Annotated in this window: 23 protein-coding genes; 16 read left to right on the top strand and 7 right to left on the bottom strand. The window is 57.8% G+C overall.

Annotation, left to right across the window (positions count from 1 at the left end; genetic code table 11):
- Positions 1-48: 48 nt before the first annotated feature.
- The 6 genes from lysS to rimI all read left to right on the top strand — a co-directional run bounded on the left by lysS (position 49) and on the right by rimI (position 5,161).
- Positions 49-1,560, top strand: a complete 1,512-nt coding sequence (gene lysS / locus HZS81_RS07765; RefSeq protein WP_179929988.1) for a lysine--tRNA ligase — start codon at positions 49-51, stop codon at positions 1,558-1,560.
- 72 nt (positions 1,561-1,632) lie between these two features.
- Positions 1,633-2,019, top strand: coding sequence for a hypothetical protein (locus HZS81_RS07760; protein WP_179929987.1), 387 nt, complete (start codon positions 1,633-1,635; stop codon positions 2,017-2,019).
- 94 nt (positions 2,020-2,113) lie between these two features.
- The gene (locus tag HZS81_RS07755) at positions 2,114-3,517 is read left to right on the top strand and encodes an MFS transporter (RefSeq protein WP_179929986.1); all 1,404 of its coding nucleotides are present in this window, start codon (positions 2,114-2,116) and stop codon (positions 3,515-3,517) included.
- 39 nt (positions 3,518-3,556) lie between these two features.
- A complete protein-coding gene (locus HZS81_RS07750; RefSeq protein ID WP_179929985.1) occupies positions 3,557-3,865 on the top strand; it encodes a BolA family protein in 309 nt (102 codons plus the stop codon).
- On the top strand, positions 3,862-4,644 hold the full coding sequence (locus tag HZS81_RS07745; RefSeq protein WP_179929984.1) for a hypothetical protein: 783 nt from the start codon (positions 3,862-3,864) through the stop codon (positions 4,642-4,644). The genes HZS81_RS07750 and HZS81_RS07745 overlap by 4 nt, the downstream gene beginning before the upstream one ends.
- 19 nt (positions 4,645-4,663) lie before the next feature.
- On the top strand, positions 4,664-5,161 hold the full coding sequence (gene rimI, locus HZS81_RS07740; RefSeq protein WP_179929983.1) for a ribosomal protein S18-alanine N-acetyltransferase: 498 nt from the start codon (positions 4,664-4,666) through the stop codon (positions 5,159-5,161).
- A 2-nt stretch (positions 5,162-5,163) separates the two neighbouring features.
- On the opposite strand, the gene zapB is transcribed toward rimI, so the two are convergent.
- A complete protein-coding gene (zapB, locus tag HZS81_RS07735; protein WP_179929982.1) occupies positions 5,164-5,358 on the bottom strand; it encodes a cell division protein ZapB in 195 nt (64 codons plus the stop codon).
- Between the two features lie 58 nt (positions 5,359-5,416).
- Positions 5,417-6,043, bottom strand: a complete 627-nt coding sequence (gene rsmD / locus HZS81_RS07730) for a 16S rRNA (guanine(966)-N(2))-methyltransferase RsmD (RefSeq protein WP_179929981.1) — start codon at positions 6,041-6,043, stop codon at positions 5,417-5,419.
- 90 nt (positions 6,044-6,133) lie between these two features.
- On the opposite strand from rsmD, the gene ftsY reads away from it, so the two are divergent.
- From ftsY to rpoH, 4 genes are all read left to right on the top strand, one after another.
- Positions 6,134-7,396, top strand: a complete 1,263-nt coding sequence (ftsY, locus tag HZS81_RS07725) for a signal recognition particle-docking protein FtsY (protein WP_179929980.1) — start codon at positions 6,134-6,136, stop codon at positions 7,394-7,396.
- Positions 7,393-8,061 (top strand): cell division ATP-binding protein FtsE, encoded by a 669-nt coding sequence (gene ftsE, locus HZS81_RS07720; protein WP_179929979.1) that lies wholly within the window; start codon positions 7,393-7,395, stop codon positions 8,059-8,061. The genes ftsY and ftsE overlap by 4 nt, the downstream gene beginning before the upstream one ends.
- Positions 8,058-9,038 (top strand): permease-like cell division protein FtsX, encoded by a 981-nt coding sequence (gene ftsX, locus HZS81_RS07715; protein ID WP_179929978.1) that lies wholly within the window; start codon positions 8,058-8,060, stop codon positions 9,036-9,038. Before ftsE ends, ftsX begins: the two co-directional genes overlap by 4 nt.
- 172 nt (positions 9,039-9,210) lie before the next feature.
- Positions 9,211-10,080: an RNA polymerase sigma factor RpoH gene (rpoH, locus tag HZS81_RS07710; protein WP_179929977.1), complete on the top strand. Its 870-nt coding sequence runs from the start codon at positions 9,211-9,213 to the stop codon at positions 10,078-10,080.
- A 59-nt stretch (positions 10,081-10,139) separates the two neighbouring features.
- On the opposite strand, the gene slmA is transcribed toward rpoH, so the two are convergent.
- From slmA to coaBC, 5 genes are all read right to left on the bottom strand, one after another.
- Positions 10,140-10,748: a nucleoid occlusion factor SlmA gene (slmA, locus tag HZS81_RS07705; protein ID WP_179929976.1), complete on the bottom strand. Its 609-nt coding sequence runs from the start codon at positions 10,746-10,748 to the stop codon at positions 10,140-10,142.
- An 18-nt stretch (positions 10,749-10,766) separates the two neighbouring features.
- Entirely contained in the window at positions 10,767-11,666 is a 900-nt protein-coding gene (argB, locus tag HZS81_RS07700; protein WP_179929975.1) for an acetylglutamate kinase, read from the bottom strand.
- A 47-nt stretch (positions 11,667-11,713) separates the two neighbouring features.
- The gene (locus tag HZS81_RS07695; RefSeq protein WP_179929974.1) at positions 11,714-13,102 is read right to left on the bottom strand and encodes a phosphomannomutase/phosphoglucomutase; all 1,389 of its coding nucleotides are present in this window, start codon (positions 13,100-13,102) and stop codon (positions 11,714-11,716) included.
- Positions 13,103-13,183: 81 nt separating this feature from the next.
- Entirely contained in the window at positions 13,184-13,648 is a 465-nt protein-coding gene (gene dut / locus HZS81_RS07690) for a dUTP diphosphatase (RefSeq protein WP_179929973.1), read from the bottom strand.
- A 25-nt stretch (positions 13,649-13,673) separates the two neighbouring features.
- Positions 13,674-14,900 (bottom strand): bifunctional phosphopantothenoylcysteine decarboxylase/phosphopantothenate--cysteine ligase CoaBC, encoded by a 1,227-nt coding sequence (coaBC, locus tag HZS81_RS07685; protein WP_179929972.1) that lies wholly within the window; start codon positions 14,898-14,900, stop codon positions 13,674-13,676.
- A 144-nt stretch (positions 14,901-15,044) separates the two neighbouring features.
- Between coaBC and radC the strand changes: the two genes are divergently transcribed.
- The 6 genes from radC (at position 15,045) to ald (ending at position 19,955) form a co-directional block, all read left to right on the top strand.
- The gene (gene radC / locus HZS81_RS07680; RefSeq protein ID WP_179929971.1) at positions 15,045-15,719 is read left to right on the top strand and encodes a RadC family protein; all 675 of its coding nucleotides are present in this window, start codon (positions 15,045-15,047) and stop codon (positions 15,717-15,719) included.
- 296 nt (positions 15,720-16,015) lie between these two features.
- On the top strand, positions 16,016-16,252 hold the full coding sequence (gene rpmB / locus HZS81_RS07675) for a 50S ribosomal protein L28 (RefSeq protein WP_179929970.1): 237 nt from the start codon (positions 16,016-16,018) through the stop codon (positions 16,250-16,252).
- 34 nt (positions 16,253-16,286) lie between these two features.
- The gene (gene rpmG / locus HZS81_RS07670; protein WP_007111734.1) at positions 16,287-16,442 is read left to right on the top strand and encodes a 50S ribosomal protein L33; all 156 of its coding nucleotides are present in this window, start codon (positions 16,287-16,289) and stop codon (positions 16,440-16,442) included.
- Positions 16,443-16,582: 140 nt separating this feature from the next.
- Positions 16,583-17,410: a bifunctional DNA-formamidopyrimidine glycosylase/DNA-(apurinic or apyrimidinic site) lyase gene (gene mutM / locus HZS81_RS07665; RefSeq protein ID WP_179929969.1), complete on the top strand. Its 828-nt coding sequence runs from the start codon at positions 16,583-16,585 to the stop codon at positions 17,408-17,410.
- Positions 17,411-17,447: 37 nt separating this feature from the next.
- Positions 17,448-18,638, top strand: a complete 1,191-nt coding sequence (locus HZS81_RS07660; RefSeq protein ID WP_179929968.1) for a class I SAM-dependent methyltransferase — start codon at positions 17,448-17,450, stop codon at positions 18,636-18,638.
- 201 nt (positions 18,639-18,839) lie between these two features.
- Positions 18,840-19,955 carry an alanine dehydrogenase gene (ald, locus tag HZS81_RS07655; RefSeq protein ID WP_179929967.1) on the top strand — a complete coding sequence of 372 codons (1,116 nt, stop codon included), beginning with the start codon at positions 18,840-18,842 and terminating at the stop codon, positions 19,953-19,955.
- The last annotated feature ends 15 nt before the right edge of the window (positions 19,956-19,970 follow it).

Raw genomic sequence — 19,970 nt, 5'->3', positions numbered from 1 at the left:
TCGTGCTAACGGTTATTTTAAGGGTTTTATCATTAATTAAGGTGCCACATGGCTAACCAAGACGCCTCTTCTGAGAACGAGAACCACCTGATCGCCGAGCGCCGTGCCAAGTTAGCGGCGCGTCGTGAGCGTGCTGCCGAGCAGGGCAAAAGTGCCTTTCCCAATGATTTTCGCCGCGACAGTCTGACCGTCGAGCTGCAAAATACCTTCGGTGATAAAGAAAAAGCCGAGCTGGAAGCGTTGGATCATCACGCCTCGGTGGCCGGTCGCGTGATGCGTAAGCGTGGCCCCTTTATTGTGATTCAGGATGTGGCCGGCCAAATTCAGCTCTACGTAGATAAAAAAGGCTTGCCCGCCGATGTGCTCGACGATGTCAAAGGCTGGGATATCGGCGATATCGTCGCCGCCCACGGCCCGGTGCATAAATCGGGTAAGGGCGATTTGTACGTGATGATGAAGGAGGCGCAGCTGTTGACCAAAAGCCTGCGCCCGCTGCCGGATAAATTCCACGGCTTGACCGACCAAGAGGCGCGCTACCGCCAACGCTATGTGGACCTGATCATGAATCCGCAATCGCGCAAGGTCTTCGAGACCCGCGCGGCGGTGATCAGCGCTATGCGACGTTTCTTTGAAGCGCGCGGTTTTATGGAAGTGGAAACGCCGATGCTGCAGCCGATTCCTGGCGGCGCGGCGGCGCGGCCGTTTATCACCCACCACAATGCGCTGGATATCGATATGTACCTGCGCATTGCGCCGGAACTTTATCTTAAGCGCCTGGTGGTGGGCGGCTTCGAAAAAGTCTTTGAGATTAACCGCAATTTCCGTAACGAAGGCCTTTCAACGCGCCACAACCCGGAATTCACCATGGTCGAGTTTTACTGGGCCTACGCGGATTACAACGACCTGCTGGATCTGACCGAAGCGATGGTGCGCACCACCGCCGAAGAGGTGCTGGGGACGACAACCATTACGTATCAGGGCGCCGATTACGACTTCGGCAAGCTGTTTGCTCGGTTGACGCTGCGTCAGGCGATTCTGGATCACGGCGATGGCATTACCGATGCGGATATCGATAGCCTCGACGCCGCACGAGCGCTGGCGAAAAAGCTCGGCATGCAGGTTAAAGAAAGCTGGGGTTTGGGCAAGCTGCAAACGGAAATCTTCGAGGAAGTGGCCGAATCGAAGCTCGACCAGCCGACCTTTATTACCGAGTACCCGGCGGAAGTCAGTCCGCTGGCGCGGCGCAACGACGCCAATCCGTTTGTGACTGACCGCTTTGAATTCTTCGTTGGCGGGCGCGAAATCGCCAATGGCTTCTCGGAGCTTAATGACGCCGAAGATCAGGCCGAGCGTTTTCGCGAGCAGGCCGAGGAAAAAGACGCCGGCGATTTGGAAGCCATGTACTTTGACGCCGACTACGTGCGTGCGTTGGAGTACGGCCTGCCGCCCACCGCGGGTGAGGGGATTGGCATTGACCGCTTGGTGATGCTGTTCACCGATAGCCCCTCGATTCGTGACGTGTTGCTGTTCCCAGCGATGCGCCCGGAAGCAAGCGAATAAGGCATCGGCAGTGCTGGCAAGTGGGCGCGTAAGCGCCCATAATAGTCGCGTTTCGACGGCGAGGAGAGACCTATGAAACTGCTAAACCGCTCCGCTCTAAGTGTTAGGCCGACCCAAGCCTTTGTGGATTGGATCAATGCGCTCGAACCCACCATGGGAGACGACGACCTAACCCTGGACGACGTTGAACGTGAAAGCACGATTTACCTAATTCCTGAGATGGACGCGCCCGAGGCGCTGCATGCCTTTGTGCATGAACGCTATGCCGAAATTCTCGAAACCGAGTTGCGCGCCTGGGAAGAAGACGAGCGTCAGTGGCCCGAGACGTTGGATTGGTCACTGTTCCAGACATTTCTGCGCTTCGAGCACAGTTATCTTGCCATCGATTTAGATGACGATACGGCGCTTGAAATCTCGGAAGTGGATGACGCGCTGCTGCTGGATAACGACGAAGCCTAGTGTCTGATCGAAGCCTTCGACCGACGACAAAAGCGTATTGATGAAACCGGCCCAGGCCGGTTTTTTTCGCAACCGATTTTGCTGGGAACGCCGCATGCGACTGTTTGAAACTCGCCCAGGAGACGACGGCCTGCCTGGCCGCGAGCGTTTGCTCGCCGTGCTGGCGCTGATCACGGGGACACTGATGGCGGTGGTCGATACCACCATGATTAATCTGGCGTTGCCCACGATTGCCGCCGATTTGGACATACCCGGCTCGCGAGCGGTGTGGATCACCAATCTTTTTCAAGTGGTGTGTGCGGCGTTTTTGCTGGTCTTCGCCGGGCTGAGCGAACTGGTCACTCGGCGGCGGCTGTATCTTGTTGGTTTAAGCACCTTTGTGCTGGCGGCTCTAGGTGCGGCCCTTTCGCGAAACCTTGAGACGTTGCTGGTGTTTCGCGCCTTGCAAGGGCTCGGTGCCGCGGCGACGCTCTCCATCGGTCCCTCGATCTACCGCGCGATTTTTCCTTCTCGGCTTCTTGGCAGCGCGCTCGGCCTTTCTGCGCTCGTGGTGGCGGGCGGCTACGCGGCGGGGCCGACGCTCAGTGGCGTGATTCTGTCTTTTGCCGATTGGCCGTGGTTGTTTGCCCTTAACGTGCCGCTCGGCGTGATCTCGCTTTGGCTGGCCAAGCGGGCGCTTCCGCGCGAAAGCCCACGCCAAGGCAGTTTCGATATCCTGGGTGCGCTGTTATCGATGCTGATGCTGGCGAGCTTTTTCTTAGCCATGGACGCCGTGGGCCACGCCGCACCGTTGTGGCAAAGCGGCGGTTGGTTGGTGACGGCCATTATGTCCTGCGCGGGCTTTATCCGTCGTCAGCGCCGCGCACCTTACCCTCTGCTTCCGCTGTCTGTGTTTGCCGAAAAGCGGTTTACGCTAGCGGTGTCGGCCTCGGGGTTGGCGTTTATCGGCCAAGGCTTAAGCTTTGTGGCGCTGTCGTTTTTCTACCAAGAGCAGATGGGCTTTTCACCGCTTGAGACCGCGTGGCTGTTCACGCCTTGGCCGCTTGCCATCATGGTGGTCGGCCCGTTGGCTGGGCGCTTGGCGGATCGCATCAACCCAAGTGTGCTTTCAAGCACGGGGCTTTTACTGCTGATGATCGGCCTGATATCGCTAGGGCTTGTGGATGAGAACACTGGTGTGGCGGGCAGTCTTTGGCGAACGGCGCTATGCGGGATTGGCTTTGGGCTGTTTCAACCGCCCAATAACCGCGAAATGATGGCGAGCTTGCCACCGGAGCGAAGCGCCAATGTCTCCGGCGTGATGAGCACCACGCGTACCGTGGGGCAATCGCTCGGGGTGGCGCTAGTGGGTGCGGCGCTGGCGCTGGGCTTGGCGGTACAGCTCACACTGTGGCTTGGCGCGCTGACCACGTTGTTGTCATTGGCGGCTAGCCTTGCGCGTGTGCCGCTGGCGCGCGAGGCGAACCGTGCCCGTCGGGCATCGTCTCAGCCAAGCTGAGCGCGTACAATAGGGCGTATTTACAGCGAGGAGTGAGGGATGACGCTGCAGACCCAAATCGAACAGAAGCTCGCAGCACTTGAACCCGAGGTGGTGCAAGTGGAAAACGAAAGCCACATGCACAACGTGCCGGCTAACTCAGAAACCCACTTTAAGGTCACGCTGGTAAGCGATGGCTTTGAGGGCTTAATGCCAGTGAAGCGCCACCAGAAAATCTATGCGCTACTGGCCGATGAGCTCTCAGGACCAGTTCACGCCTTGGCGCTGCATTTGTATACGCCGCAGGAGTGGCAAGCACGCGGCGGAGAGCGGCCCGATTCACCCAACTGCCGTGGCGGCGGGAAGTGAACACAGAGGTCGTTCGTCGGCAATACCTGGATGCCATGGGCATTACCGCCTGGGCATCCCGTTACCGGCTGCCCAATGCACTGGAAACACCCGCCTGCGAGTGGGAAGACACGGCTCCGAAGCCAGTGTCACCAAGCCAGCGGCTTCATACGCTGCTGGATGACGCTCAGCAGGCAGAGCAGGCCCGCAAGAAAGCGCCTTCACCTGCGCAGTCGTCACCCGCCTCGGTGAGAGCGTTACTTGACGATGCGCCAGCCAAAACGCCACCAGATACACCGCCTTCGCCAGCACAAGCTACCGCTGAAAGCTTGGCACCCTCCCACGAGCCGGTGACGTTCACGCTGTCGTGCTTTTGTTTATCCGGGCGCTGGCTAAGCCTGCACGCCGGGCAGCTAAGTACTCAAGAGCAAACGCTTCTAGCCAACCTTTATCGCGCAGCGGGTGTGTCGCTTTCGCACCCGTTGCAGCAAATGACGTTTACCTGGCCGCCGGTGGCAGGCGGCCCCGCCCCTGAGGAGCCGTTAGAAGAAGCGCGTGAAGGCGTTAATGCGTTTATTAGCGGTGCTGCCGGGCGCAACGGATGGGCGCTTGAGCGCGTGCTTTGGTGGAATGATGCCAATACTTCACCGTTTAGCGAGGTGCTGGATATCGCCGAAGACAGGAGCTATACGCTTGAGCTCCCCGTTTGGCAGGGGCCGACGCTTGCGTCGCTTTTAGAAAGCGCTGACGCTAAGCGCGCGTTGTTACCCTCGCTTATCGCGCTTGGCCAGCAGTGGTAGCGGCGATGAACTTGATACGATGAACGTGTCAATTAGAACACTGGGAAGTGGCGATGCCGACGCACTATTGTGGGTGGAGGCGCAAGCGCAAAGCGGGATGCCGCCCACCCAGATGAGAGAGGCGCTAGCGGATACCGAAACGGCCGTACTAGGGAGTTTTCGGGAAGAAACGCTGCTGGGTTACGCGCTGGTGGCAAAGCAGCCGTTTGATGCTGAGCTTCACGCGATTGGCGTTGTGCCCGGAGAGCGCGGTCGTGGGATGGGGCGCGCGCTAATGCTGGCGGTTCTGACTGCCGCGCGCCAATGGCAACGTGAGCGCTTACTGTTAGAAGTGCGGGCGGGCAACCAAGCGGCGATTGCGCTCTACCAGCGTATGGGCTTTAAGGAAGATGGGCGGCGTAAAGGCTACTATCCGCCTGTTCAAAAAGATCATCCACGGCTGCAAAACGGCCACCCGGCAGCGCAGGGGGCTGCCGGGCGAGAAGATGCGCTGCTGATGTCGCGAGTATTAACGTAAGGTTAAGGCGCGCTGCTGGTGTCAACGTCGTCAAACTTGCTGAGTAGGCCGTTCAAGCGGCGCTCCCACTCATCACGCTCTTCCTTCAAGTGGCTGTTCTCCTCGCGCAACTCTTCGTTTTCGAGCTTCATCATCTCTAGCGCTTCGACGGCGGCGGTTATTTTTTGCTCAAGCTGATTAAATAATTCCTGGCTCATTTATGACTCCTTAAAAGGGATGATGTAGCGGTTTCGTATGGCTCGGGCGAGCCTAACGCTACGCGGAATCAGCGGCAAGCGCTGATGTGGCGTTTTGGCGTTGGTAGAGCCGGGCGGTGCTCTCGCCCGCAGTGGTTTCGCGGTGGAGCGCCCAGTTAGCGGGTACGTTCAAAGTAAGCGCCGTTTCGGTCTCGACATAGATCATGGCGCCTGGCAATAGCCAGCCGTTTTCCTCCAGCGCCTTGCAGCAGGGCGTGGCAAGCTCATGGTGAAAGGGTGGGTCAAGAAACACGAGATCAAACGGCGCCTCGGGTTTTGCAAGAAACGCTAAGGCGTCTTGTGTGCTGACCGTGGCATTTGTCGCCTTGAGGGTTTCCAGGTTTGTGCGAATCTGCTCGGCCACCCCGCGATCTTGCTCAACAAAATGCACGCTTGCCGCCTCGCGGGAGAGCGCTTCGATGCCGAGTGCGCCGGTGCCGGCGAATAAATCCAGCACGCGCTGGCGGTAAAGCGCCTGGCCGAGCCAGTTGAATAAGGTTTCTCTTACCCGGTCTGGCGTTGGACGTAGCCCCGGGTGTTCGAGCACGGGCAACTGGCGGCGGCGAAAATCACCGCCGATAATACGCAGTTTGCCGCCGGCCAAGCGACGCGACGCGTTTTGTGTAGGCTTACGTTTTCGTTTCATGGCGGCGATTGTAGCGGCCTGTGTATCCAAAGTCTTGAGGTGCAGTGGTAGGATGGCATTAATGTTTCCCCGATTGGTTGGATGACACCCATGTTTGGTTTGTTTAAGCGTAAAACGAAGCAAGAAGCTCAGAAAGATACAACACAGCAGGAAGAAGCTCAGCCCGATGAGGGGGCCAGCAGCGACGCGGCCACGGAGGAAGGCGAGCGACAGGCCGACCACGCATCGTTTCAAGCGCAGGAGCAGGAGGCGCCCGACATTGAGACCATTGAGCCGGTCGCTGAGCCCGAACCCGAGCCGGCTCCCACACCAGAACCTGAGCCAGAATCGGCGCCTGAGCCTGAACCCGCGCCTAAGCCCGCGCTGCAGGAAAAGCCTAAAGCGACTGATAAGGGTAGTGAGAAGAAGGGCTGGTTCTCCCGCATCAAAGCCGGCCTGGGGAAAACCCGTGCCAATTTAACCGATGGTATTGCGGATCTGTTTTTGGGCAAAAAGCAGATCGACGACGAGCTGCTGGAAGATCTAGAAACACAGCTGCTCATGGCCGATGTGGGCATTGAAGCCACCAGCGATATTATCGAGCGATTGGAAGTGCGCGTTTCGCGTAAAGAACTCAAAGACCCCGAAGCGCTCTACCATGGCCTGCAAGAAGAGCTCGCGGCGATGCTAGCGCCGGTGGCTAAGCCCCTTACGCTTGAAAAAGAGGGTGATGGCCCCTTCGTGATTTTGGTCGTGGGGGTCAATGGGGTGGGTAAAACCACGACCATCGGCAAGCTTACCCAACGCTTTCAGCGTGAAGGCAAAAGCGTCATGCTCGCTGCTGGTGATACGTTCCGCGCAGCGGCCGTCGAGCAGCTCAAAGTGTGGGGCGAGCGCAATAGTGTGCCGGTGATTGCCCAGCACACCGGCGCCGATAGCGCCTCGGTCATCTACGATGCCGTTGCCGCTGCAAAATCCCGCGGCGTTGATGTGCTGATCGCCGATACTGCCGGGCGTTTGCATAATAAAGGCCACCTAATGGAAGAGCTGAAAAAGGTCCACCGGGTGATGCAGAAGCTGGATGCCACCGCTCCCCACGAAGTCATGCTGGTGCTCGATGCCGGTACCGGACAGAACGCGATTTCTCAGGCGAGTACCTTCAACGAGGCCGTGCCGGTCAGCGGCATTACGCTGACGAAACTCGACGGCACCGCGAAAGGCGGCATTATTTTTGCGCTGGCCAAGCAGCTGGAAACCCCGATCCGTTTTATCGGCGTGGGCGAGAGTCTGGATGATTTACGCCCATTCGAGGCGGATGATTTTGTCGGTGCGCTGTTTGATCGCCAGGGCCAGGGCGACGATACGCGCGCATGATCGCTTTCGAGCATGTGGGTAAACGCTACGGCGGGCGCTTTGAAGCGCTCGCCCACCTGAGTTTTCGCGTGGCGCGCGGGGAAATGGTCTTTCTTACCGGTCACTCGGGCGCGGGGAAAAGCTCACTATTACGTTTGGTGATGCGCCTAGAGCGCCCGACACGCGGGCGGATTGTGGTGGCAGGGCATGATATTGCCACGCTGCACTCGAGCCAGGTGCCGTTTTACCGCCGCCAGATTGGCGTGGTGTTTCAGGATCACCAGCTGCTGTTTGATCGCTCAATATTCCACAATATCGCTCTGCCGCTGGAAATTCAGGGGATGGAGCCACGTGAATCCGCACGCCGCGTGCGCGCGGCACTCGATAAAGTTGGGCTTTTGCACCGCGAAAAGGCGCTACCTATTGAGCTTTCCGGTGGTGAGCAGCAGCGGGTCGGCATTGCGCGCGCGGTAGTGAATAAACCCGCGCTACTCCTCGCCGATGAGCCCACTGGTAACCTCGACCCGCAGCTTTCTGCCGATATTATGGCGCTATTTGAAGACTTTAACCGCATCGGTACGACGGTGATGATCGCCAGCCACGATCTGGCGTTGATTGCCCGCCTGCGTCATCGTATTTTGCGCCTGCGTGATGGGCGCCTGGTGGGCGACGAGGGGGCACGATGAGCGCATCACGAACGCCACAGCAGCCACCCCGCGGCGCACGCTCGCAACGGGCACGTTTGGGTAGTCGTTTGCGGGCTTGGGGCCGTCATCATCGCGCGATGGCGCTGGATAGCCTGAACCGTTTGGTGCGCTACCCACTCGGGAATGTGTTGACGATGTTGGCCATCGCCATTGCCCTGGTGCTACCGGCCGCGCTCTGGTTAACACTGGATAGCGCTCGTCTGTTGGATGCGGAGCTCACCGAAAGCGCGACCCTGACCGTGTATTTGGCCAATGATGTCAATGCGGCGCAAGCGGGGCGTATCCATGAAGCCGTGTCGGCACAGCCGGCAGTGGATCAGACGCGGTTTGTTAGCGCCGAAGAAGGGATGGCGGAGTTTCAGCAGTCACTTGGCCTGGATGACACCCTCGCGGGGCTTGACGCCAATCCTTTGCCCGCGAGTATTGTTATTCAGCCCAACGACGTTGACCCGGCAGCCATGCAGACGCTAGCCGAGCGGTTAGGCGAGATGGCCGGTGTCGATGAAGTGCGACTGGATCTTGCTTGGATTGAACGGCTGCGCCATCTGGCGGATCTCGGTCGGCGTTTGGCCCTGGCGCTGGGCGTGTTGTTTGGGCTTGGGGTGCTGTTAGTGGTGGGCAATACCGTGCGTCTTTCGGTTGAGAGCCGGCGGCGAGAAATTGAAGTGGTTATGCTGATTGGGGCGACGCATGCCTTTGTACGTCGGCCCTTTTTATACAGCGGTGCCTGGTACGGTCTCGGCGGCGGTTTTTTAGCTCTTGCGCTGTTGAGCCTTGGTGGCCAGTGGTTAGCGCTGCCGGTGGCGGCGCTGGCCGAAAGTTACGGCGCGGCATTTTCGCTACCGTCACTTGACGTGACAGGCTCTACAATTTTGCTATCTTGCAGTACACTACTTGGCTGGCTGGGCGCGTGGCTTGCGGTCACGCGACATTTGGCCAGCATCAAGCCGGGGTAAGTAACAACGCGGATGTCGATGTCAAAACACGTTTTTACTGATTCGCCCGGTCAATGCAATGTGGTGTGTTTGGGAAAGGTGATAATAGCCCGCGTTGGTGAACTTTTCCCGGCAGTCAGTGTCTATTTATCGAGTCAACCACAATGGGGTTACTAAGGGAGACCACCTGCACATGAGCAACAGTCTTCTACCGGTGGGACAGCTTTCACCAGGTCATGACCTGGGAGGCTATATTCATGCGGTTAATAGCATTCCGGTGCTTAGCGCTCAAGAAGAGCGTGATCTGGCCTATCGTCTGTACGATGAAGGCGACTTAGAAGCAGCCCGTCGGCTCGTGCTTTCACACCTGCGTTTTGTGGTGCACATTGCTCGCAGCTACTCAGGCTATGGCCTGCAGCAGGCTGATTTGATTCAAGAAGGTAACGTGGGGCTAATGAAGGCCGTAAAGCGTTTTGACCCGAATCAAGGGGTTCGGCTGGTGTCGTTTGCGGTGCACTGGATCAAAGCGGAAATTCATGAGTTTGTGTTGCGCAACTGGCGAATTGTTAAAATTGCCACGACGAAAGCCCAGCGCAAACTGTTTTTTAACTTGCGCAGCGCGAAAAAGCGTCTGGCTTGGCTGAATAACGACGAAGTCAACGCCATTGCCAAGGATCTTGATGTGAAGCCCGAGGTCGTGCGCGATATGGAAGGGCGGCTATCATCGTTCGATGCGGGCTTTGATGCTTCGCCAAGTGATGATGAAGATAGCGTCTACCAAGCGCCAGTGCACTATCTTGACGATGCGGCTTCCGACCCGGCAACGCAGCTTGAAGATAGCGATTTTGAGCAGGATTCCACGCGCCGTTTGCAGTCGGCCTTGGAAAGCCTGGATGAGCGCTCACAGGATATTCTTAAGCGTCGCTGGCTTGGCGAATATAAATCAACGCTGCACGATCTGGCGGATGTTTATGGCGTAAGCGCGGAGCGTATTCGTCAGCTGGAAAAAAATGCGATGAAAAAGCTGCGTCAGAAGATTGGTGAGGATGCCTTCGCGGCATAATCGTCTTCTTGCGATGGTAGTGACAAAAAACCGGCTCATCGAGCCGGTTTTTTTACGTATCAGGCAGGCTGTGGAATGTCTCGCAGGAGAGGTTCAGAGAGAACTGCCCACTGATCTTCCCAGTGTTCGGTCGGCAGGCGCTTGAAATCGCTGCGAACGTACTGCGCAATTCGCCCTTCGGCCTGCGCGATGAGTAGATTTGCTGCGGCGGAAGCGGTAATCGTGGGGCGTCGACCTTCTTTGATTTCTGCCTCGCGCAGCACCTGTTTTAACTGCATCTCCAAACGCTCAAAAAGTTGATGCACGCGTTGTCGGAGTCGCGCGGTTTCGCCGGTGAGAACGTCGCCGTGCATTACTCGAGCAAGGCCTGGGTTTTTTTCCGCGAAGCCTAATACCAACGTCAGAATAGTGCCGCAACGGCCGATGGCATCGGGCACGTCTTCGAGAATCCGCGTGATACGGGCAAAAAGGCTCTCTTCGATAAAATCAATCAAGCCCTCAAACATGCGCGCTTTGCTCGGAAAGTGGCGATACAGCGCCGCTTCCGATACGCCCACCTGGCGTGCAAGCGCGGCGGTGGTGATGCGTTTGCCGCTATCCTCTTCCAGCATCAACGCGAGCGCTTGCAGAATTTGCTCACGACGATGCGGTTTTTTTGAATCGCTCATGGCCACCTCCCTTAGCTATTAACCCGCATCGGTGATCAGAGTGCCTACCCCGGCATTGGTGAAGATCTCTAACAACACCGCGTGAGGGACGCGTCCATCAATAATATGCGCGCTGTTGACGCCGCCTTTGACGGCATCCAAAGCGCAGTGAATCTTCGGTAGCATACCGCCATGAATCGTACCGTCGGCGATCAGGCTGTCGACTTGTGCCGTGGTGAGCCCGGTTAGCACTTCGCCTTCTGTGTTCATTAGGCCGGCCACGTTGGTCAACAGCATCAACTTTTCGGCGTTGAGGGCTTCGGCTATTTTGCCTGCCACCAGGTCGGCATTGATGTTAAAGCTGCGGCCTTGTTCATCGACGCCGATGGGGGCGATGACGGGAATAAAGTCGCGGGCGGCGAGCATCTCGATCAAATCGGTGGAAATGGACTCGACTTCGCCGACATGGCCAATATCGATAATCTCCGGTGCGGTCATTTCGGGGCTTTGGTGCTCTACTTTGAGCTGGCGTGCTCGAATTTGTCCGCCGTCTTTGCCCGTCAGGCCAATCGCCTTGCCGCCGCTTTGGTTGATCAGGTTAACAATACTTTTGTTAACCAACCCCCCCAGCACCATTTCCACGACGTCCATGGTTTCGGCGTCGGTGACGCGCATGCCGTTAACAAAACGCGACTCGATGTTGAGCTTGTTCAAAAGCTCGCCGATTTGCGGCCCACCGCCGTGCACAACTACCGGGTTAATACCGACTTCCTTCATCAGCACGATATTGCGCGCGAAGGAGTCGATTAGGGTGTTTTCGGTCATGGCGTTGCCGCCATACTTCACCACCACGGTTTTTCCGGAGAACTGCTGGATGTACGGGAGGGCTTCGGAAAGCACCTCCACAACGACCTGCGGGTCGCGACTGGCTGAACTCATTGTGTTTCCCTTGCTTGATAATGCGTCTTGGACGCTTATTTTAGAACTTATGTTTGCGGTAGCGTTAGAGCGGGGTCTACCTGGGCAAGCGCCTCGGCAAAGCGTGCCTGAATACGTGCCAGCGCCTTGGCGTCTTTGCCTTCAAAGCGCAAAACCAGCATTGGTGTTGTGTTGGATGCACGGCATAGCCCCCAGCCATCCGGGTAATCAACGCGAATACCGTCTATGGTAGTTTTGATACCTTCGCCGAAGTCGCCCTCGCGAGCAAGCTTATCGACCAGTGAGAACTTGTTGTCGTCGGTTACGCTAATGTTGATTTCCGGTGTGCCCACATCCAGCGGGAAGCTTTGGAAGTAAGCATCGGCATCGCCTTCCTGCTTGGCCAGAATCTCAACCAAGCGAGCGGCGGCGTAAATGCCGTCGTCGAAGCCGTACCAGCGCTCCTTGAAGAAAATATGTCCGCTCATCTCGCCGGCAAGCTGCGCGCCGGTCTCTATCATGCGCGCTTTGATCAGCGAGTGTCCGGTGCGCCACATTTCCGGCTCACCGCCAGCTTGTTCGATCACTGGGGTGAGGTTGCCGGTGCATTTGACATCGAAGATCACCTTGGCTCCGGGGTTGCGCGAGAGCATGTCGGTGGCAAATGCCATCAAGAGATGATCTGGGTAGATTAGCTTGCCGCTGGGGGTAATCACCCCTAGCCGGTCACCGTCGCCGTCAAACGCAAGGCCGATATCGGCGCCGCTTTCCTTTACTAAGGCGATCAGGTCTTTGAGGTTTTCCGGCTTGCCGGGGTCCGGGTGGTGATTGGGGAAGGTGCCGTCGATTTCGGCAAAAAGCGGAATCGTTTCCACCCCTAAACGCTCGATCAGCTTGGGGCCGAGCTCGCCAGCGACGCCGTTGCCGCAGTCGACTACGGCTTTTAACGGGCGGCTAACATCAATGTCGCCGGTAATACGATCAAGGTAGGCATCGCGCACGTCTTCCTCGCTCACCGTGCCTTCGCCGCTTGTGAGGTCGTTATCCTGAATGCGCTGGTAAAGTGCGGTAATCGCCTCACCAGAGAGTGTTTCGCCACCGAGCACGATTTTGAAGCCGTTGTAATCGGGCGGGTTGTGACTACCGGTGACCATCACGCCTGAGGCAGTGCCGTCGAGCACGTGGGTGGCAAAATATAGCACCGGCGTTGGCACCATGCCGACATTGATGACGTTTTGCCCAGCCGCGGTGAGCCCGCGAGTCAGCGCTGCCTGTAAGCGCTCGCCGGAGAGGCGGCCATCTCGCGCTACCACCACGGTGGTTTCCCCGCGTGCGGCGGCTTCACTGCCAATGGCACGGCCAATCTGCTCGACACCGGTTTCGGTCAAGGTGTCATCGACGATGCCGCGAATGTCGTAGGCGCGAAAAATTGAGGCCGGGAGTGTTGTCGTAACCATGTGATTCCCTATCGGTTGGTGGTGAATCGGTACGTGAATCAACGTGCGTCGCGAAAGCAGGTGTGTTGGCCGGAAATAAGCTTACGCTGCGCCGGTGCTGCCAAAACCACCGCTGCCGCGAGTGCTATCGGTAAATTGTTCAACCACGTCAAGTTCGGCCTGCACTACAGGCACCAGTACGTACTGCGCCAAGCGTTCAAACGGCTCGATGGTGAACGCACGCTGACCGCGGTTCCACGTTGAAATCAAAAGCTCTCCCTGGTAGTCGGAATCAATGAGACCGACAAGATTTCCCAGCACAATACCGTGTTTATGCCCGAGGCCCGAGCGGGGCAGAATCATCCCCGCCAGCGCCGGGTCTTGGATATGAATGGCAAGCCCGGTGCGTACCAGTTCGCAGTCACCGGGTGCGAGTGTTAATGGCGCATCGAGCAGTGCACGCAGGTCCATGCCGGCCGAGCCTTCGGTGGCGTAAGTAGGCAGGCAGTCGCGTAGACGCTCGTCGAGAATTTTGCATTGGAGCGTGGGGCGCGGACGGGCTGTCATGATGGCGTTCCTTAAACAATAGACGTTAAGACGGTAAAAGTGAAAGCGCGCGTTGGATGATGGCGGCGGCTAGTTGGGTTTTGGCTTGCCGGGGCTGATACTCACCGTCTGTACCGGCGGGTGTGCGCCACAAAAGCCACGCGGCGTTGTCGTCGCTGCCAAAGCCGAGCCCCGCGGTGGAAACGTCGTTGGCGATGATCATATCCAGCCCCTTGCGCGTCAGTTTCTCGCGTGCGTAATGCTCGATGTCCTGTGTCTCGGCGGCAAACCCCACCACGACTGGGCGCTGATCGGTGGGTAGAGTGGCGATACCGGCGATAATATCGGGGTTTTTAACCAGCGTAAGGGTGAGCGTATCGCTATCGTCGCGTTTTTTGATCTTGTGCTCGGCAGCAGATTCGGCGCGGTAATCGGCCACCGCCGCGCAGCCAATAAATAGTGCAGCAGTCGGCGCGAGGCGCTGGGCTTCAGCGTTCATCTCGGCAGCGGATTCCACGTCGAGACGCGCGACCCCTTTCGGCGTGGGTAGGCTCACCGGGCCGCTGATCAGCGTGACGTTGGCGCCGCGGGCCGCGGCCGCTGCGGCGAGCGCGTAGCCCATTTTTCCCGAGCTGTGGTTGGAAAGATAGCGCACGGGGTCGAGCGGTTCGCGCGTGGGGCCGGCGGTGATCACCACATGTAGCGCATCGTTTGCCATGGGAGGCGGGATAAAACGCGCGAATACGGCGTCAACGATGGCGTCGGGCTCGCTCATACGGCCGGGGCCGACATCGCCGCAGGCCTGATCACCCGCATCAGGGCCAATCTGCTGCCAGCCGTCTTGATCAAGCATAGCGATATTGCGTTGGGTCGCGGGGTGGCGCCACATGGCTTGGTTCATGGCCGGGGCGATGAGCTTGGGCGCCTCACAGGCCAAACACAGCGTGGTGAGCAAATCGTCCGCTAAGCCGTGCGCTATACGCGCGATGAGGTCAGCCGTTGCCGGCGCAATCAATACCAGATCGGCCCAGCGGGCGAGCTCGATATGCCCCATGCCTGCTTCGGCTTCAGGGTCCAAAAGCGAGGTGCGCACCGGCTCGCCAGACAGCGCCTGTAGCGTCATCGGGGTAATAAACGCCTGGGCGCCATCGGTCATAACGACGCGCACTTCGCACCCTGCTTGTTTGAGCAGGCGGATAATCAGCGCGCTTTTATAAGCCGCAATGCCAGCGCTAACACCAAGTAGTACGCGCTTTCCTGTCAATAACACCATGTCGGATGAACCACGCTTATCGGTTGTCGGTTAAAGACAATGACTGAAAGGGGTACCATACCACTGGCGTGCATACCTTGGCAGGCCTAAGCTAGATCAGCAGTGGTCGTCATCAAAGGATCGATACAACAGCAAGGAGAGCCAATGGGCATCAATCACTGGCCTGAGGGTGAAAGGCCGCGGGAGAAACTGCTCACGATGGGCGCGTCGACGCTATCGGATGCCGAGTTATTAGCGATTTTCTTACGCGTGGGGGTGCAGGGGCGTTCAGCGGTGGATTTGGCGCGGGACTTGCTCGCGAGTTTCGGCGGATTGCGGCCGCTGTTAGAGGCGGATCAAGACGCATTTTGCGCCGCCAAGGGCTTGGGCAGCGCCAAGTTTGCCCAACTGCAAGCCACACTTGAGCTTTCGCGTCGCCATCTTGCCAGCCAGCTAGCGCGCGGCAACGCGCTGACATCACCGGCACTGGTGCGTCACTATTTGACCTCGCAGATGCGCCATCTAGGGCACGAAGAATTTGCCGCCCTGTTTCTGGATACGCAGCATCGCATCATTCGGTATGAATCGTTGTTTCGCGGCACTTTGGATAGCGCCTCGGTTTACCCGCGTGAAGTCGCCAAACGGGCGCTGGAGCTCGGGGCAGGGGCGATGATTTTGGCACATAATCACCCCTCAGGCGTTGCCGAACCAAGCGATGCCGACCGGCGCATCACCGAGCGCTTAAAAGAGGCGCTAGGGCTTTTTGATATTCGCGTGCTGGACCACTTCGTGGTTGGCGACGGTGATGTGGTGTCCTTTGCCGAACGCGGCTGGATATAGTGACCAAGTTATGTGATCATAATGGGCTGTCAGTGGCGTCAGTGAAGCGCGACTGCTCCCGTATTTTTCAGGCCTTAGCCTCTGGATGCTGCGAAAAAAGAAGCAAATAGGCGTATTTTTGCTCTTTTGAGGCGGTTTGACTTGCCGCCTGTCAGGTCCTCTGGTATAAAGTGCCCCCTTTAACTTGGGTTGAATATCGGGCTTGGGAAACGTCAGGCGGTTCATCGCGCCAACTGCCTCCCTGCTCCGGTTTGCCCGACAGTTTTGAACAACTCGCCAAGCGGTTGGAGGCTCTCATGTCCAAAGTATGTCAGGTTACCGGCAAGCGCCCGGTATCCGGTAATAATGTATCTCACTCCCAGCGTAAGACGCGTCGTCGCTTCTTGCCGAACCTGCACACTCATCGCTTTTGGGTAGAAGAAGAAAGCCGCTTCGTCAAACTGCGTGTTTCCACTAAAGGGATGCGCATCATCGACAAGAAAGGCATCGAAACGGTTCTAGCTGACATCCGCAAACGCGGCGAAGCTATCTAATAACGCAAGGCAGTAAAACTGGGAGAGTTAAACCATGCGCGATAAGATCAAGCTGGTGTCTAGCGCCGGTACCGGCCACTTCTACACCACTGATAAAAACAAGCGTAATACGCCGGATAAGTTCGAATTTAAGAAGTTTGATCCGGTGGTTCGCAAGCACGTGATCTATAAGGAAGCTAAGATCAAATAAGCGTTTTGCGCTGATCGGCTTTCACCGCAGGCGAGTGCGCCTGTCGAAAAACCCGGCTACGGCCGGGTTTTTGCATTGCGAGCGACTGAGACGCTATAGCTGCACTACTACCTAGACGGTCCCACTATTCGTGAATTGCTATGCCCGAATTGCCGGAAGTTGAAACCACACGGCGCGGTATTGCGCCCTATGTGGAAGGTCAGGAAGTGACCGAGGTAATCGTGCGTCAGCCGAGCCTGCGGGTGCCTGTCCCCAAGGATTTGCCCGAGCGTTTGGTCGGCGCCCGCATTGGCATGCTGCGCCGGCGTGCTAAATACCTGCTCCTGCCCGTAGAAGGCGCAGATCAGCCACAAACGCTTATGTGGCACCTTGGCATGTCGGGGAGTTTGCGCATCGCTCGTGTGGGCGATCTGCCTAAAAAGCACGACCATATTGATCTTGTGCTCGCAAGCTCGCATATTTTGCGTTATCACGACCCACGCCGCTTTGGCTTTGTTGATTGGCTGCAAGATGATGAGCAGCGCGACCCACGTTTGGCGCATTTAGGCCCGGAGCCGCTTTCCGAAGCGTTTACGGGGGCGCACCTTTACCGCCTTTCACGCAGCAAGCGCATAGCGGTAAAATCGTTTTTGATGGATAACCAGGTAGTCGTGGGCGTGGGTAATATCTACGCGGCAGAGGCGCTTTTTATGGCGGGCATTGACCCGCGCCGCGCCGCCGGGCGTATTTCGCTTGCGCGCTATGAGCGTCTGGCCGCGGCGGCGCGCAATGTGCTGTCGGCGGCCATTACTCAGGGCGGCACCACGTTGCGCGATTTTGTTAGCGGCCAAGGTGAGCCGGGCTACTTTGCCCAACGTCTTAATGTTTATGGTCGCCATGGCCAGCCGTGCCGGCGCTGTGGTGGCGAGTTAAAACGCATTACGCTCGGGCAGCGAGCCAGCGTTTACTGCCCTCGGTGTCAGCGTTAGAGCGCTGACCCGACACTACCGTTTTTTGGAGAAAACCGTGACCCAACGCCTGCGACTGAATAAAAACGCCGACCGCCGTTTGAAAGCCGGTCATCTATGGATCTACTCCAACGAGGTGGATACCAAAGAGACCCCGCTGAAAACCTTCACCGGCGGTGAAACGGCCATTATCGAAGCATCTAACGGCAAGGCGCTGGGTGTGGCCTATGTTAACCCGCATTCGCTGATTTGCGCGCGGGTGATGTCTCGCGACCCATCCATGCGCTTAGACCGGTCGCTGTTTGTGCACCGCTTTAACCAGGCGTTGGCGCTGCGTGAGCGGCTGTTCGATAAGCCGTTTTATCGTTTGATTCACGGCGAGGGCGACCTGTTGCCGGGGCTTGTTATCGACCGCTTTGGCGATGTTCTCGTGGTGCAGCTCAATACCGCCGGTATGCAGGCGCTCAGTGAAGAGATCGTCGATGCACTGGAAAAAGTGCTCAAGCCGGACGTCATTGTCTTTCGCAACGACACGGGCGGACGTCGTCAAGAAGGCTTGGAAGCAAATGTGGAAGTGGCCAAAGGTACGCTGCCTGAGGAAGTGTTGATCGAAGAGAACGGCGTACGCTTTGTCGTGCCGGTACTCGACGGACAAAAGACCGGCTGGTTCTTCGACCACCGCACAAACCGCGAATGGTTGAACCGTCAGGTGGCGGGTAAGCGCGTACTCGATGTGTTCAGCTATGTGGGTGGCTGGGGCGTACAGGCAGCCGCCAGCGGCGCCTCAAGTGTGCTGTGTGTCGACAGCTCCGGCCCGGCGCTTGAGCAAGTGGCGCGTAATGCCGAGCTTAACGGCCTCCATGAGCAGGTTGCCATTGGTGAGGGGGATGCCTTTGAAGCCCTGACAGCGCTGAAAGCCGATGGTGAAGAGTTCGACGTGGTGATCCTTGATCCACCAGCGTTTATCAAAAAGCGCAAAGATATTCCCAATGGAGAGCGCGCCTATGCACGCCTTAATCGCGAAGCGATGCGCCTGCTGGGTCGTGATGGGTTGTTGCTTTCCGCATCGTGCTCAATGCATTTGGCGCCGGAACGGTTGATGGAGGTCGTGCGCAGTTCGGTGCGCCATCAAGATCGCCATGGTCAGGTAATTTTTCAAGGCCACCAAGCAGGCGATCACCCGGTGCATCCGGCGATTCCCGAAACGTCGTACCTTAAAGCGCTGGGGGTGCGCGTCTTTCGCGATTAATGCCGCACGTCGCGAGTGCGGAGGTGATTTTTTCGTGCTTGCGGCGTCTTTATACGTTTTTTCTCCTAAAAAACGCCTTCACCGGCGTTTTTTTTGTTTTATTGGTAGGGGGATGGGTTGTGCGCTTAGCTGTGCTGTAATGACGTTGAAAACGTACTTCACGCTTATTGATACACACCTATTGATACGAGGAATTTGCCCATGCGCGTCGCCGTCCCCAAAGAGATCAAAAACCACGAGTATCGCGTCGCACTCACGCCTACCGGTGCGCGGGAGCTGGCCGCTCGTGGTCATGACGTGAGTGTGCAAGCCAGCGCTGGGGAAGGCGCGGGCTTTAGCGATGCCGACTATGAAGCCGCCGGTGCGCGTATTGAAGCTGATGTGGAAGCCCTGTGGCAAGGCGCCGAGCTAGTGTTGAAAGTCAAAGAGCCGCAGCCCGGCGAGGTGGCTCGTTTGACGCCGCAGCATACGCTTTTCACTTACCTGCATCTGGCCGCCGAAGAGACGTTAACGCGCGGCTTGATGAAAAGCGGTGCGACCTGTATCGCCTATGAAACCCTCACCGATGCCCGGGGTGGTTTGCCATTGTTGGCGCCGATGAGCACCGTTGCCGGGCGCATGGCCGTTCAAGCCGGCGCGCATAGCTTGGAAAAAGCCCAAGGCGGCGCCGGTGTGCTGCTACCTGGGGTACCCGGTGTGGCGCCGGCCAACGTGACCGTGATCGGGGGTGGTGTTGTGGGTGAAAACGCCGCCCGCATGGCATTGGGATTAGGCGCTGACGTGACCATCCTGGATAAATCGCTGGAGCGGCTGGAAGTGCTCGATGACCGATATCAAGGCCGCATCAAAACGGTTTACTCCACCGCCGATGCGCTCGATAGCGCGGCGCGCGAATCCGACATGGTGATTGGCGCAGTGCTGATTCCGGGTGCCGCCGCGCCGAAGTTGATCACACGTGAGATGCTAGGTCATATGAAGCCGGGAAGCGTGTTGGTGGACGTGGCGATCGACCAGGGCGGCTGCTTTGAAACCAGTAAGCCCACGACCCACGCCGAGCCCACGTATATCGTTGATGGCATCGTGCATTACTGTGTTGCCAACATGCCGGGTGCCGTGGCGCGGACTTCCACCCAGGGGCTTACCAACGCCACCTTGCCGTTTGTATTGGCGCTGGCCGACAAAGGTTGGAAACAAGCGCTTAGCGATGACGCCCACTTTTTGCCAGGACTCAACGTTCACGCCGGGCAAGTAACCTATCAAGCGGTTGCTGACGCCTTCGGTTTGGATAGCGTCGACCCGGCGAGTGTGGTCCGCTAAGTAGATTGAGTTATT

The sequence above is a fragment of the Vreelandella salicampi genome (assembly GCF_013415105.1).
GTDB classification, from domain to species: domain Bacteria; phylum Pseudomonadota; class Gammaproteobacteria; order Pseudomonadales; family Halomonadaceae; genus Vreelandella; species Vreelandella salicampi.
This window is presented reverse-complemented; position numbering and strand designations above follow the sequence as displayed.

What these genes read in the sequence shown, in the direction of transcription:
- dut (WP_179929973.1), bottom strand. Translation starts at nt 13,648, where the DNA reads ATGACAGCCCGTCCGCGCCCCACGCTCCAATGCAAAATTCTCGACGAG.
- coaBC (WP_179929972.1), bottom strand. Translation starts at nt 14,900, where the DNA reads ATGGTGTTATTGACAGGAAAGCGCGTACTACTTGGTGTTAGCGCTGGC.
- ftsE (WP_179929979.1), top strand. Translation starts at nt 7,393, where the DNA reads ATGATCGCTTTCGAGCATGTGGGTAAACGCTACGGCGGGCGCTTTGAA.
- rpmG (WP_007111734.1), top strand. Translation starts at nt 16,287, where the DNA reads ATGCGCGATAAGATCAAGCTGGTGTCTAGCGCCGGTACCGGCCACTTC.
- slmA (WP_179929976.1), bottom strand. Translation starts at nt 10,748, where the DNA reads ATGAGCGATTCAAAAAAACCGCATCGTCGTGAGCAAATTCTGCAAGCG.
- HZS81_RS07695 (WP_179929974.1), bottom strand. Translation starts at nt 13,102, where the DNA reads ATGGTTACGACAACACTCCCGGCCTCAATTTTTCGCGCCTACGACATT.
- rpoH (WP_179929977.1), top strand. Translation starts at nt 9,211, where the DNA reads ATGAGCAACAGTCTTCTACCGGTGGGACAGCTTTCACCAGGTCATGAC.
- radC (WP_179929971.1), top strand. Translation starts at nt 15,045, where the DNA reads ATGGGCATCAATCACTGGCCTGAGGGTGAAAGGCCGCGGGAGAAACTG.
- mutM (WP_179929969.1), top strand. Translation starts at nt 16,583, where the DNA reads ATGCCCGAATTGCCGGAAGTTGAAACCACACGGCGCGGTATTGCGCCC.
- rimI (WP_179929983.1), top strand. Translation starts at nt 4,664, where the DNA reads ATGAACGTGTCAATTAGAACACTGGGAAGTGGCGATGCCGACGCACTA.
- lysS (WP_179929988.1), top strand. Translation starts at nt 49, where the DNA reads ATGGCTAACCAAGACGCCTCTTCTGAGAACGAGAACCACCTGATCGCC.
- argB (WP_179929975.1), bottom strand. Translation starts at nt 11,666, where the DNA reads ATGAGTTCAGCCAGTCGCGACCCGCAGGTCGTTGTGGAGGTGCTTTCC.
- zapB (WP_179929982.1), bottom strand. Translation starts at nt 5,358, where the DNA reads ATGAGCCAGGAATTATTTAATCAGCTTGAGCAAAAAATAACCGCCGCC.
- HZS81_RS07760 (WP_179929987.1), top strand. Translation starts at nt 1,633, where the DNA reads ATGAAACTGCTAAACCGCTCCGCTCTAAGTGTTAGGCCGACCCAAGCC.
- rpmB (WP_179929970.1), top strand. Translation starts at nt 16,016, where the DNA reads ATGTCCAAAGTATGTCAGGTTACCGGCAAGCGCCCGGTATCCGGTAAT.
- ftsX (WP_179929978.1), top strand. Translation starts at nt 8,058, where the DNA reads ATGAGCGCATCACGAACGCCACAGCAGCCACCCCGCGGCGCACGCTCG.
- rsmD (WP_179929981.1), bottom strand. Translation starts at nt 6,043, where the DNA reads ATGAAACGAAAACGTAAGCCTACACAAAACGCGTCGCGTCGCTTGGCC.
- ald (WP_179929967.1), top strand. Translation starts at nt 18,840, where the DNA reads ATGCGCGTCGCCGTCCCCAAAGAGATCAAAAACCACGAGTATCGCGTC.
- HZS81_RS07755 (WP_179929986.1), top strand. Translation starts at nt 2,114, where the DNA reads ATGCGACTGTTTGAAACTCGCCCAGGAGACGACGGCCTGCCTGGCCGC.
- HZS81_RS07750 (WP_179929985.1), top strand. Translation starts at nt 3,557, where the DNA reads ATGACGCTGCAGACCCAAATCGAACAGAAGCTCGCAGCACTTGAACCC.
- ftsY (WP_179929980.1), top strand. Translation starts at nt 6,134, where the DNA reads ATGTTTGGTTTGTTTAAGCGTAAAACGAAGCAAGAAGCTCAGAAAGAT.